The sequence below is a fragment of the Streptomyces sp. NPDC017940 genome (assembly GCF_044328435.1).
Lineage (GTDB): Bacteria > Actinomycetota > Actinomycetes > Streptomycetales > Streptomycetaceae > Streptomyces.
The window spans coordinates 63,032-75,638 of record NZ_JBIRHJ010000009.1; the positions used below are offsets into that span (position 1 = coordinate 63,032).

At 73.3% G+C, this 12,607-nt stretch carries 10 protein-coding genes; 6 read left to right on the top strand and 4 right to left on the bottom strand.

Annotation, left to right across the window (positions count from 1 at the left end):
- Window positions 1-151 precede the first annotated feature (151 nt).
- Together ACH4DX_RS28885 and ACH4DX_RS28890 are read left to right on the top strand one after the other, a co-directional pair.
- Window positions 152-1,072, top strand: a complete 921-nt coding sequence (locus tag ACH4DX_RS28885; RefSeq protein WP_398157313.1) for a S1 family peptidase — start codon at window positions 152-154, stop codon at window positions 1,070-1,072.
- 429 nt (window positions 1,073-1,501) lie between these two features.
- Complete coding sequence (locus tag ACH4DX_RS28890) at window positions 1,502-2,587, top strand: S1 family peptidase (protein WP_398157314.1); 1,086 nt, start codon at window positions 1,502-1,504, stop codon at window positions 2,585-2,587.
- 94 nt (window positions 2,588-2,681) lie between these two features.
- On the opposite strand, the gene ACH4DX_RS28895 is transcribed toward ACH4DX_RS28890, so the two are convergent.
- The 3 genes from ACH4DX_RS28895 to ACH4DX_RS28905 form a co-directional block, all read right to left on the bottom strand.
- Entirely contained in the window at window positions 2,682-3,374 is a 693-nt protein-coding gene (locus ACH4DX_RS28895; RefSeq protein ID WP_398157315.1) for a hypothetical protein, read from the bottom strand.
- Between the two features lie 279 nt (window positions 3,375-3,653).
- Window positions 3,654-4,100, bottom strand: a complete 447-nt coding sequence (locus ACH4DX_RS28900) for a subtilase-type protease inhibitor (protein WP_398123804.1) — start codon at window positions 4,098-4,100, stop codon at window positions 3,654-3,656.
- A 358-nt stretch (window positions 4,101-4,458) separates the two neighbouring features.
- On the bottom strand, window positions 4,459-5,505 hold the full coding sequence (locus ACH4DX_RS28905; RefSeq protein ID WP_398157316.1) for a DUF3533 domain-containing protein: 1,047 nt from the start codon (window positions 5,503-5,505) through the stop codon (window positions 4,459-4,461).
- A 182-nt stretch (window positions 5,506-5,687) separates the two neighbouring features.
- Here ACH4DX_RS28905 and ACH4DX_RS28910 point away from each other — a divergent pair, with 182 nt between their 5' ends.
- A complete protein-coding gene (locus ACH4DX_RS28910) occupies window positions 5,688-9,155 on the top strand; it encodes a DNA polymerase III subunit alpha (RefSeq protein ID WP_398157317.1) in 3,468 nt (1,155 codons plus the stop codon).
- Window positions 9,152-10,120 (top strand): DNA polymerase thumb domain-containing protein, encoded by a 969-nt coding sequence (locus tag ACH4DX_RS28915; RefSeq protein WP_398123807.1) that lies wholly within the window; start codon window positions 9,152-9,154, stop codon window positions 10,118-10,120. The genes ACH4DX_RS28910 and ACH4DX_RS28915 overlap by 4 nt, the downstream gene beginning before the upstream one ends.
- A 114-nt stretch (window positions 10,121-10,234) precedes the next feature.
- Here the strand turns inward: ACH4DX_RS28915 and ACH4DX_RS28920 are convergent, their stop codons facing one another.
- Complete coding sequence (locus tag ACH4DX_RS28920; RefSeq protein WP_398157318.1) at window positions 10,235-10,921, bottom strand: response regulator; 687 nt, start codon at window positions 10,919-10,921, stop codon at window positions 10,235-10,237.
- A 193-nt stretch (window positions 10,922-11,114) separates the two neighbouring features.
- Between ACH4DX_RS28920 and ACH4DX_RS28925 the strand changes: the two genes are divergently transcribed.
- Together ACH4DX_RS28925 and ACH4DX_RS28930 are read left to right on the top strand one after the other, a co-directional pair.
- Entirely contained in the window at window positions 11,115-12,080 is a 966-nt protein-coding gene (locus tag ACH4DX_RS28925) for a Bug family tripartite tricarboxylate transporter substrate binding protein (RefSeq protein WP_398121892.1), read from the top strand.
- Window positions 12,077-12,607 carry a tripartite tricarboxylate transporter TctB family protein gene (locus ACH4DX_RS28930; protein ID WP_398157319.1) on the top strand — a complete coding sequence of 177 codons (531 nt, stop codon included), beginning with the start codon at window positions 12,077-12,079 and terminating at the stop codon, window positions 12,605-12,607. Before ACH4DX_RS28925 ends, ACH4DX_RS28930 begins: the two co-directional genes overlap by 4 nt.

The following is a 12,607-nucleotide window of genomic DNA, read 5'->3' on the forward strand; positions in this document are numbered from 1 at the left end:
AGGCACCCTTGTGCGGTGCCACGGCGGCCCCAATACTCCCGAGCAGCGTTTGTCAGGGGCACGGCGCGACCGGAATCCGCCCTGGCTCTGACCGCGCCTCACGGACCCCCACCCACAGGGGTCCCCTGACTTCCCTCGGGAGGAACCAGCAGTGAGGATCAAACGCACCACCACCCCCCGCCGCGGCACCGCCGGACTCTCCCGCACGGTCGCCGTCGCGACCGGGCTCGTGGCGACGGCCGCCCTCGCGATACCCGCCGCGAACGCGCTGCCCGCCACCTCCGCCGACGAGACCCGTACCTACAGCGGCTCCGAGCTGAGGGCGGCCAGTGACGCCGTCCTGCGGGCGGACGTCGCGGGCACCGCCTGGAGCATCGACGCGAAGACCGGGCAGGTCCTGGTCACCGCCGACAGCACCGTGTCCAGGGCCGAGATCGCCGAGCTGAAGCAGGCCGCGGGCGACGAGGCCGGCGCCCTGCGGATCGAGCGGACGCCGGGCAAGCTCCAGCGGTACATATCCGGCGGCGACGTCACCTACGCGAGCAGCTGGCGCTGCTCCCTCGGCTTCAACGTGCGCAGCGGCAGCACGTACTACTTCCTGACCGCGGGGCACTGCACCGACGGCGCTGGCACGTGGTGGGCCAACTCGGCGAAGACCACCGTGCTCGGCAGCACGCACGGCTCCAGCTTCCCGACCAACGACTACGGCATCGTGCGGTACACGAACGGCTCGATCACCAAGTCCGGAACGGTGGGCAGCCAGGACATCACCCGCGCCGCCGACCCGACCGTCGGCCAGAACGTGACCCGCCGCGGCTCCACCACCGGCACCCACTCCGGTCGCGTCACGGGCCTGAACGCGACGGTCAACTACGGCGGCGGCGACGTGGTCTACGGCATGATCAAGACCACCGTGTGCGCCGAACCCGGTGACAGCGGCGGCCCGCTCTACGCCGGTTCCACGGCGCTCGGCCTGACCTCCGGCGGCAGCGGCAACTGCTCCTCCGGCGGCACGACGTACTTCCAGCCGGTCACCGAGGCCCTGCGCGCGTACAACGTGAGCGTGTTCTGACCCTGCTCCCGCGCACTCCCGTACGAGGTCGCCGCTCCGGCGGTACCGAAGCCCCCGTCCGCATCCCGGGCGGGGGCTTCTCGTCGCCGCCCGGCCCTCGGCCATCGCCCGCCGCCTGCCGCCGTTCGACCGTCGAAATCAAGACAGGACTAGTCCTCACCCATTGCCCATCATTCCTTGCGCGCGGTGTTTGCACCGGGAATCGACGTGGCGCGACCAGGGTCGGCCAACGGCCGTGCGTCGCGTGCTCGTTGCCGGGTGGCGTCCGGAAGCAGCCCTTGTGTGCGGTGCCGCGCGCTGGGAATAGTGGGCCGCGTCCTGACGGGCATGGACACGGCTCATCCAGCGCCGCAGCCCGTGCGCGTACGTCTTTCGGACCGCCGAGGCCCCCACGCCGGAGCGGTTCGCCCCCCCACAGGAGGACGCGAGTTGAAGCACCGCCGCATACCCAAGCGCCGTGCCGCCATGGCAGGCGCGGGTGCCGTCGCCCTGATCGGCGCGGCCGTCACCTTCCAGACTGCGAACGCGAGTGAGGACGCCCCCACCCCCAAGCCGGACACGCTGTCCATCGCGAAGGCCGGAAAGCTCGCCTCCTCGCTCGGCAAGGACCTGGGAGCGGACGCCGCGGGCACGTACTACGACGCGCGGGCCAAGAACCTCGTCGTGAACGTGCTCGACGAGAACGCCAAGGACGCCGCCGAGTCGGCCGGCGCCAGGGCCAGACTCGTCGAGAACTCCCTCGCCGAGCTCAAGGGCGCCCGCACGACGCTCACCGACAAGGCCTCGGTCCCCGGCACCTCGTGGGCCACCGACCCGGCCACCAACAAGGTCGTCGTCACCGCGGACCGCACCGTCGACGGCGCGGACCTGAGGAAGCTGACGTCGGTCGTCGAGAGCCTCGGCGGCAAGGCCGAGCTGAAGCGCACCAAGGGGGAGTTCAAGCCCTTCGTGGCCGGCGGCGACGCCATCTTCGGCGGCGGCAGCCGCTGCTCGCTCGGCTTCAACGTGGTCAAGGACGGTGCGCCGCACTTCCTGACCGCGGGACACTGCACCGAGTCGGTCACCAGCTGGTCCGACGAGCAGGGCGGCCCCGCCATCGGTGAGAACGCGGGCTCCAGCTTCCCCGACAACGACTACGGCATCGTCAAGTACAGCGGCGACACCGCGCACCCGAGCGAGGTGAACCTGTACAACGGCAGCACCCAGCAGATCACCAAGGCGGGCGCGGCGACCGTCGGCCAGCAGGTGCAGCGCAGCGGTTCCACCACGCAGCTGCACGACGGCAAGGTGACGGGCCTCGACGCCACCGTGAACTACGGCAACGGCGACATCGTCAACGGCCTCATCCAGACCGACGTCTGCGCCGAGCCCGGTGACAGCGGCGGCGCGATGTTCGCCGGCGACACGGCGCTCGGCCTCACGTCCGGCGGCAGCGGTGACTGCTCCGGCGGCGGCGAGACGTTCTTCCAGCCGGTGCCGGAGGCTCTGGAAGCCTTCGGTGCGGAGATCGGCTGACGCCTCGGCCTGCGCGGCGGAAACCGGCTGACGCCTCAGTTCGCGGCAGCAGGGCCCCGGAGACCTCTCGGTCTCCGGGGCCCTTTCGGCGGGATCAGCAGGTGCCGGCCGGACGGGCCCGGGTCACCAGGTCCGTGTGGCCGGTGGTGCCGTCGATCCACACCACGCGTCTGCCGGTGTCGGCCGCGTGTCCCGTCTGCTCACCGCGGTTGCAGGAGACCCGCACGACGCCCTTGCCGTCCAGGTCGGTCTGCACCAGCTTGGTGAGGTTGGCGTTGCTCCAGCCCTGCCGGGGCCGCCACTGGGTGAGGGTCACCGCGGAGTCCGAGGCGTCCACGTTCCAGAAGTAGGAGTCCTCGGAGTCCTCGGAGTCCTCGGGGACGATGTCCTTCCGGCCGGTGCCGAGGCGGCCGCCCTTGGCCGGGACCAGGGTCTGCTTGCCGGACCGCACGTCCGTGATCTCCGTGGAGACCTGCTGGTAGCCGTCCTTGTCGGTGTACACCTTGGCGTAGCCGAGCTTGTCGCCGTGGATCGTGGGCAGCGCGGTGACCACGTCGTAGCGGCCGCCGTCCACGAACACCGGCTCGCGTTCGCCCGCCCGCAGGTAAGCGACCCGCTGCCGGCCGTGCGGGCTCGACTCCTGCCAGGTGACGGTTCCGTTCGACACGTGCACGTTGGCGACGGACGTGCCCGCCGACCACAGCTTCTCGACCGGGCCGCCCCGCAGCGGCCGGGACAGCACCTGGACGTCGCTCGGCAGCGGGCCCTGGCCCGGTTGCGGGAGCACGGGTTCACGCTCCCCGAGAACGGTGCGGCGGCCGCCTCCTTACCCCGTCCGGTACCGCCCGCGCCCGCCGTCCGGGCGCTGATCCACCGAAGGCAGGCGGAGCTGCACTCGCGGGCGGCTTCAAGGACGAGGCGATAGCGCGCCGTCTCGGCGTGCATGTGCACACCGCGCGCCGCCGCATCAGCAGGCTGCTCGACGAACTGGGCGCCGACACCCGTTTCCAGGCCGGCGCCCAGGCCGCGCTGCGGGGCTGGCTCGCGGGGTCGTGACCCCGCGGGATCAGAAGTTGAAGACCTTGCCCTGGCCGCCCGTCAGCGCGCAGGGGTTGGCGAAGGTGTGCTCGTAGGAGACGCGGCGGCCCTCCCAGACGCCCTGGGCGGTGACCGTGACCGGCTTCCACTCCTTGGTGCAGGCGCGGTTCGTCGGGGCCTTGGTCACCTTGTCGAACTTGCCGCCCACGGCGCGCAGCTGGTCGCAGGCGCCCGGCGCGTCGGGGTGGCTGCCGACGCCGCCGGAGGAACAGCCGAGGGTCACGGCGCGCTGGATCGAGGCGGTGGCCGCCTTCTCGCCGTAGCCGATGGTGAGGACCAGCTCGGAGGGCGCGTAGCCGCGTGCGGAGGTGGCGGCGGCCGTGGGTGCGGCCGTGGGCACGGCCGTGGCCGCGGTGGCGAGGCCGCCGAGGGCCAGGGCGGCGCCCAGTGCGATTCCCCCAGAGATGTACCGCATTTCGAACGCTCCTTTGCTTGTCGTTTCGGATAACGAACGGAACGGACCGGAGTCTTGCCCACGGCGACACTCGGCGCACGTCGAGCGCTGACTTTCGGTCCACAGTTGAAAACTGTGTGTAGTGGCGCGAAGTAATGATCCTTCACGTTCGGTGGGGAAGTATTTACCTGACGTGACCGTGGGATCGGCTATCGGGGGAAGTTTCCCCGATAGCCGGAATGTGCCCCCTCCGGCCCGAGGGCGCCTCGGGCCTCCCTCCGGGGTTGGCCGAATCCCAAGCGCCCCAAAGGGGCGCGGGGAACGGCGCGCCAAGCCCCCACCGGGCCGCGGGCAACACACGGCGCTCCGCGCCTCGTCCTCAAACGCCGGACGGGCTGGACCCCCCTCGGCCGGAGAGGCGGGCGCCCGCCCCACCGCGGGTCTTGCGCATCGCCACCAGCAAGGTGACCACCGTCCCCACCACCGCCCACGCCGAGAGCACAAGCAGCGGGCCGGTGACCGCGTTGCCCCGGAAGTAGGCGATGGAGCGGGCCACCCAGGTCCCGGCGCCGGGCGGCAGGGCGGGGCCGATCGCGTTCCAGAACGGGGGGAGCATCGGGAGCGGGAAGGCGCCGCCCGCGCTCGGGTTGCCCGCGACCACGATGAGCAGCACCGCGAGGCCGATGCCGACGATGCCGGTGAGTTCCTCCAGGGCGAGCGTGACCGCGCCGACCGCGAAGGTGACGAGGGCGCCGAGCCCCCACAGGCCCATGATCGAGCCGGGCAGGGCGCCGAGGATCGGGCCGATGATGACCGCGCCGCCGAGGCCCCCGGCGACGGCGAGCAGGGCCAGGGCGCCGAGCCGGATCGCCGCGCGCTGCGGGTTGGCGGGCTTCGATCCCGCGCTGATCGACATGATCGAGGCGCACAGGTAGCCGCCCACGCACCAGCCGACGACCAGGTAGAACGACGAGAGCCCGTTGAAGTCCTGGGGCGAGGCGGCGGCCACGTCGACGGTCCTCGCGGTGCGCTTCTCGGCGCCCTCGGTCTTCGCGGTGATCGTCTCCAGGGCGTTGGCGAGCGCCTTGCCGCCGCCGGAGGCGACCAGGAGGGTGTCCTCCGTGCCCCGGGGGTCGACGACCAGGGCGCCGTCGATCTTCCGGTCCATGATCTGGCGGCGCGCCTCGCCCTCGTCCTCGATCACGCGCGGATCGAGCGGCTCCCCGGGCAGCTTCGCCAGCTTGTCCCTGGTCTGTGCGGCCGCCTCACCGGGGGCGACGACTCCGAAGGCCACGTCCTTCGGCTTCGGGTTGTGCAGCGCCCCCACGTAGGAGGCGATGAACAGCAGCTGGAGGGCCAGGACGCCGATGACGAGCAGGGCTGCTCGCGGGGTGACGGCGCTCTTCAACTCGTCGACGAAGGTCATGTCCCCACGCTCCGAGGCACCGGGGGCGCACGCAGGCGGGGCGGGCCGAACGGGTGACGGCACGGGTGGACGGTGGCCCTCCATGACTATCGAACATATATCGAACAGTACATCGAACGCAGGTTCGAAAGTGGTTTATGGTGGAGGAGGGGATCAGCGAAGCGGAAGGTCAGGAGGTGCGTGTGCCAGGGTTCACGCATCTGCACACCGTCTCCGGGTTCTCCCTGCGGTACGGGGCCTCGCATCCGGAGCGCCTCGCCGAGCAGGCATCGGAGCGGGGCATGGACGCGCTCGCGCTCACCGACAGGGACACCCTCGCGGGCACGGTCAGGTTCGCCAAGGCCTGTGAGAAGGCCGGGGTGCGGCCGCTGTTCGGGGCGGAGCTGGCGGTCGGGCCGCCGGCCGCCCCGGAGCAGGGCGGCCGCGACGGCGCACGGCGGCGGACCCCGGTGCGCGGCGGTGCCTTCATCGACGAGTCCGCTCCCCGGGTGACCTTCCTCGCCAGGGACGGCGCCGCCGCCTGGGCCGACCTGTGCCGCCTGGTGAGCGCCGTGCACCGCGGCGGCGAAGGGCCGCCGGTGCTGCCGTGGGAGGAGTGCGCGGCCGACGGCCTGACCGTGCTGCTCGGCCCGGCGTCCGACGTGGGCCGCGCGCTCGCCGCGGGCCGCCCCGACCGGGCCGCCCGCCTCCTGGCCCCCTGGCGCGAGCGGTACGGCGACGCGCTGCGCCTCGAAGCCGTCTGGCACGGCCGCTCGGGCACCGGTCCTGGCTCGCTGCGCCTGGCCGCCCGCACCGTCGGCTTCGCCGCCGAGCAGCGCCTGCGCCCGGTCCTGACCAACGCCGTCCGCTACGCCGACCCCGGCCAGGGCCCCGTCGCCGACGTCCTCGACGCCGCGCGCCGCCTCGTGCCCATCGACCCTTCGGGCCCCCTCGACAGCGGCGAGCGCTGGCTGAAGGGCGAGGCCGCCATGCTGGACGTCGCCGAGCGGGTGGTGGAGGCCGCGGGGTTCCGCCGCGACACCGCCCACCGGCTGCTCGAACAGACCCGGGCGACCGCCGCCGAGTGCCTGGTCGACCCCCAGGGCGACATCGGCATCGGCTCCGTGCGCTTCCCCGAGCCGGGCCTGGTCGGCGCCGGGCGCCGCACCGCGCAGCGCGTCCTCGCCTCCCGGGCCGCGGCCGGCATGGTGCTCCGCGGCTACGACCGCCGCCGGGACGCCCGTACGTACTGGGAGCGGATGCACCACGAGCTGGACATTATCGCCCACCACGGGTACGCCTCCTACTTCCTGACGGTGGCCCAGGTCGTGGACGACGTGAGGGACCTGGGCATCCGGGTCGCGGCGCGCGGCTCCGGCGCCGGGTCCCTGGTCAACCATCTGATCGGCATCGCGCACGCGGACCCGGTCGCGCACCGGCTGCTCATGGAGCGGTTCCTGTCCACGCGGCGGCCCGTCCTGCCCGACATCGACGTCGACGTGGAGTCCGCGCGCCGCATCGAGGTCTACCGCGCGATCATCGGCCGGTTCGGCGAGGAGCGCGTCGCGACGGTCGCGATGCCGGAGACGTACCGCGTCCGGCACGCGATCAGGGACGTGGGCGCCGCCCTGTCCATGGACCCCGCCGACATCGACAGGATCGCCAAGGCCTTCCCGCACATCCGCGCCCGCGACGCCCGCGCGGCGATGGCGGAACTGCCCGAACTGCGCGAGGTGGCGGCCGGGGCGGAGCGGCACGGCAGGCTCTGGGACCTGGTCGAGGGGCTCGACGCGCTGCCGCGCGGGGTCGCCATGCACCCGTGCGGGGTGCTGCTCTCCGACGCCTCGCTGCTGCGGCGCACCCCCGTCGTGCCCACCAGCGGCGAGGGCCTGCCGATGTCCCAGTTCGACAAGGACGACGTCGAGGACCTCGGTCTGCTCAAGCTCGACGTCCTCGGGGTGCGGATGCAGTCGGCGATGGCGCACGCGGTCGCCGAGGCCGAGCGGGCGACGGGGGAGCGGGTCGACCTGGACGCGATCGAGGAGGGCGACGAGGCGACGTACCGGCTCATCCGCTCCACCGAGACGCTCGGCTGCTTCCAGATCGAGTCGCCGGGCCAGCGCGACCTGGTGGGCCGCCTCCAGCCCGCGACCTTCCACGACCTGGTGGTGGACATCTCGCTGTTCCGTCCCGGGCCCGTGGCCGCCGACATGGTGCGGCCCTTCATCGAGGCCAGGCACGGCCGCGCGCCCGCCCGCTATCCGCACCCCGACCTGAAGGAACCCCTTGAGGAGACCTACGGAGTCGTCGTCTTCCACGAGCAGATCATCGACATCGTGCACCTGATGACCGGCTGCGGCCGCGGCGAGGCGGACCGGGTGCGGCGCGGGCTCTCCGACCCCGAGTCGCAGGGCCGCATCCGCGTCTGGTTCGCGCAGACGGCGGCCGCCAAGGGGTACGACGCCGAGACGATCGGGCGGGCGTGGGGGATCGTCGAGGCCTTCGGCTCGTACGGCTTCTGCAAGGCGCACGCGGTGGCCTTCGCCGTGCCCACGTACCAGTCCGCGTGGCTGAAGGCCCATCACCCGGCGGCGTTCTACGCGGGGCTGCTCACGCACGACCCCGGCATGTACCCCAAGCGGCTGCTGCTCGCGGACGCGCGGCGGCGCGGGGTGCCGGTGCTTCCGCTGGACGTGAACCGGTCCGCGGTCGCCCATCGCATCGAACTGGAGTCCGAATCCGGGAAGTGGGGTGTGCGGCTCGCGCTGTCCGACGTGCACGGCATCAGCGAACCGGAGGCCGAGCGCATCGCGGCAGGACAGCCCTACGCGTCCCTGCTCGACTTCTGGGAACGGGCCAGGCCGAGCCGTCCGCTCGCCACCCGCCTCGCCCAGGTCGGCGCCCTCGACGCGTTCGGTGCCAACCGCCGCGACCTGCAACTGCACCTGACGGAGCTGCAACGGGGCGCCCACGGCGCACGCGGCCCCCAGCTCCCGCTCCCGGGCGGCCGCCGGACCGCCTCCGCGGGCCTGCCCGACCTCGACGACGCCGAGCGCCTGAGCGCCGAACTCGGCGTGCTCTCCATGGACGTCTCCCGGAACCTGATGGACGACCACCAGAGCTTCCTCGACGAGCTCGGCGTGACCTCCGCGCGCCGGCTGCGCTCGGTGCGCGACGGGGACACGGTCCTGGTCGCGGGCGCCAAGGCGGCCACCCAGACCCCGGCGATCCGCTCCGGCAGACGCATCGTCTTCACCACCCTCGACGACGGCACGGGCCTGGTCGACCTGACCTTCTTCGAGGACAGCCACGAGAGCTGCGCGCACACCGTCTTCCACTCCTGGCTGCTGCTCGTCCGCGGCGTGGTGCAGCGGCGCGGGTCACGCGGCTTCAGCGTCATCGGGACGGCGGCGTGGGACCTCGCGGAGCTGGTGGAGCTGCGCCGCGAGGGCGGTCTCGAAGCGGTGGCACCGCGCCTGGCCGAAAAGGGCCCGGCCGAACCGGTCGCCGCGGATGCCCCACCCGCCGCCGGGAATGACCCGGGCAACGGACGGCGCGTCCGGTGGGAGACCGGATACGAGATGCATCCATGGGCGGACCTGTCGCCGCCCGGGGAAAGGGCGGCGACGGGACGGAAGTTGTGGCACCAGAGTCCGGGGAGTGCGGGATGACCATCCTCTGCGTACGTTTCCAGCTGCCGCCGATGTACGAGGCGGCCCTGCCGGGGCTGCTCGGGCTCCTGGAGGAGTTCACTCCGGTGGTCGAGGCGCTGCCGCCGGACGGCGCGCTCGCCGATCTGCGCGGCGCCGAAAGGTACTTCGGCCGCGGCGCCGCCGACCTCGCGTCGGTGATCCGCGTCCGCGCCCTCGCGCTGCACGGCGTCGACTGCGCGATCGGCGCCGGGCCTTCGCCGATGCTGGCCCGGATGGCGCTGCGCGAGGCCAGGCCCGGAGGGGTGTACGAGGTGACCGGGGACGCCGTGCCGCGGTTCCTCGCCGACCGGCCCGTCGCCGCGCTGCCGGGCGTCGGCCCCGCGACCGCCCGCACCCTGTGCGAGTACGGCCTCGACACCCTCGGCCTCGTCGCCGCCGCGCCCCTGTCCACGCTCCAGCGCCTGATCGGCGCGAAGGCGGGGCGCGAGCTGCGCGAGAGGGCGAGTGGCGTCGACCGCGGCCGGGTGGTCCCGAACGGGGTCTCCCGCTCCCTGGCCACCGAACGCCCCTTCGGCCGCGACGAACTGGACACCGGCAGGCACCGCCGCGCCCTGCTGTCGGCCGCCGAGGAACTGGGCACCCGGCTGCGCGCCCTCGACAAGGTCTGCCGCACCCTGACCCTCACCGTCCGCTACGCCGACCGCTCCGCGACCACCCGCAGCCGCACCCTGAAGGAGCCGACCGCGCACTCGGCGGCGCTGACGAGGGCGGCGTACGACATGTACGAGGCCCTCGGCCTCCAGCGCGCCCGCGTCCGCGTGATCGCCCTGCGCGCCGAAGGCCTCGACCCCGCCGAACACTCCTCCTACCAGCTGACCTTCGACCCCCTCGACGACAAGGCCCGCCGCATCGAGGAGGTGGCCGACCGGGCCAGGCAGAGGTTCGGGCCCGGGGCGATCGTGCCGGGCGCCCTCGCGGCCTAGGGGCCCCCGCTCCCGCGGTTCGGGGCGATGCGCCGTCGCACCGCCACGAAGGCGGCCCGGGGGGCTGCCGCTCCCAGCGGTTCGTGCTCCCGTCGCGGACTCCCCAGCCTCCCCTCAGGTCACCCACCGGTACCTCCGCTGCGGCCGCCCCGCCCCGCCGTACCTCAAGGTCACCTCCGCCCGGCCCGTGTCCACGAAGTACTCCAGATAGCGGCGGGCGCTGACGCGGGAGAGGGAGCCCGCCTCGGCGCACTCGGCGGCGGACAGGCCCGCGGGGTGGCCCCGCAAGGTGTGCTCCACCAGGTCCGCGGTGTGCGGCGCGAGGCCCTTGGGAAGTTCGCGGGAGCCCGGCGGGCGCGGCCCGAAGAGCTGGTCGACGTCCTCCTGGCGGGCCTCCGCCAGGCCGTCGAGCCGGGCCCGCAGGGCCGCGACGTGCCGCAACTGCTCCTCCAGGGCCGCCCGGTCGAAGGGCTTGATCAGATAGTGCAGGGCCCCGGCGCGCAGCGCGGCACGGACCACCTCCGCGTCCCGCGCGGCCGTGATGAACAGGACGTCCACCGGCGCCCTGCCATGATCCCGCTCCTCCGCCGCCCGCAGCTCCCGCAGCACCGCGATGCCGTCCAGGTCCGGCAGATACACATCGAGCAGGATCAGATCGGGCCGCAGCCGCTCCGCCGCGCGCAGCGCCCCGGCCCCGCTGTGCGCCACGCCCGCCACCGCGAAGCCGTCCACCGTGGCGACGTACCTGCTGTGCAGCTTGGCGACCATGAAGTCGTCGTCGACGACCAGCACCCTCGTCATCGCCACGCCCCCTCGCCCCTCGTCGTCGCCGCAGGCTACGAGCGTGACCACAAGGACCACAACGTCCGTTGATTGCGGAAGGCAGACAGGGTCCGCCCGCCCCGGCAATATGTGGGCCACTTCACACCCGTATCCGGTCGGACAGGCGGAGGCACCCGTGCGACTACGCACCCCCCGGCGACTACGCACCCCCCTGGCCCTGTGCGGGGCCGCGCTGCTCGTCCTCGTGGGGCCGCCGCTGCTCACCACGGGCAGCGGCGACGACACCGGCACCAAGATCCCCGGACTGCGCCTCATGGTCCCCAACACCCCCGGCGGAGGCTACGACATCACCGCCCGCACCGCCGCGAGGAACGCCGAGGACGCCGGGCTCACCCACGACATCGAGGTGTTCAACCTGCCCGGCGCCGGCGGCACCGTCGGCCTCAGCCGCCTGGTGGGCGAACGCGGCAACGGCAGGCTCGCGATGTCCATGGGCCTCGGCGTCGTGGGCGCCGTCCGCTCCAACCACGCGCCCAGGACCCTCGCCGACACCACCCCCATCGCCCGCCTCACCGAGGAGCAGGACGTCGTCGTGGTCGCGAAGGACTCCCCGTACCGGACCGTCGGACAGCTCGTCGACGCCTGGCGGGCCGACCCGGGCAAGATGCCCGTCGGCGGCGGGTCCTCGCCCGGCGGGCCCGACCACATCGCCCCCATGCTCATGGCCCGCGCCGCCGGCATCCCGCCCAAGGACGTCAACTACGTGCCGTTCGACGGCGGCGGCGAACTCCTCGCCTCCATCCTCGGCAGCAAGGTGGCCTTCGGTGTCTCCGGCGTCGGCGAGTACCTGGACCAGATCGAGTCCGGCGAGCTGCGGCTGCTCGCCGTCACCGGACCGAAGCGGGTCGAGGGGCTCGACGGGCCCACCCTCAAGGAGTCCGGCTACGACGTGGACTTCACCAACTGGCGCGGCATCGTCGCACCGCCCGGACTCTCCGACGCCGAACGCGACAAGCTCACCGCCCTCGTCCGCGAGCTCCACGGCTCACCCGAGTGGCGTGCGTCCCTGCGGAAGAACGGCTGGGACGACGCCTTCCTCACCGGCGAGGCGTTCGGCGACTTCCTCGACGCCCAGGACCGGCGCGTCGTCTCGGTACTGACGGAGCTCGGCCTGTGACCGCCACCGATGTCCCGCCAAAGCGGCCGGACCGCCGCACCTGGCTGCGCGAGCACTCCGAACTCGGCGTCTGCGTCCTGCTGCTCGCCCTCGGCGCCCTCGTCCTCACCGACGCCCTCACCATGGACGTCGAGATCACCCAGCGCGGCCCCGTCGGCCCGAGGACCGTGCCCGTGGCCGTCGGCACCGGGCTGCTCGTCGTCTCCGTCCTGCTCGCCGTCGACGTCCTGCGCGGCGGCCGCGGCGCGGCCGAGGGCGGCGAGGACGTCGACCTGTCCGAACCCGCCGACTGGCGCACCGTGCTGCTGCTCGCCGGGGTCTTCCTCGCCACGGCCGTCCTCATCGAGCCGGTGGGCTTCCCCGTCGCCGGTGCCCTGCTGTTCTGGGGCGCCGCCCACGCCCTCGGCAGCCGGACGGTGCACCGCGACCCGCTGATCGCGGCCGTCCTGTCCCTGGCCACCTACGCCGTCTTCGACAAGCTGCTCGGAGTGCCGCTGCCCGGCGGCCCCCTGATGGGAGTGCTGTGA

Coding starts and splice junctions, on each gene's coding strand:
- ACH4DX_RS28900 (WP_398123804.1), bottom strand. CDS start 4,100: ATGCGGTACATCTCTGGGGGAATCGCACTGGGCGCCGCCCTGGCCCTC.
- ACH4DX_RS28905 (WP_398157316.1), bottom strand. CDS start 5,505: ATGACCTTCGTCGACGAGTTGAAGAGCGCCGTCACCCCGCGAGCAGCC.
- ACH4DX_RS28915 (WP_398123807.1), top strand. CDS start 9,152: ATGACCATCCTCTGCGTACGTTTCCAGCTGCCGCCGATGTACGAGGCG.
- ACH4DX_RS28920 (WP_398157318.1), bottom strand. CDS start 10,921: ATGACGAGGGTGCTGGTCGTCGACGACGACTTCATGGTCGCCAAGCTG.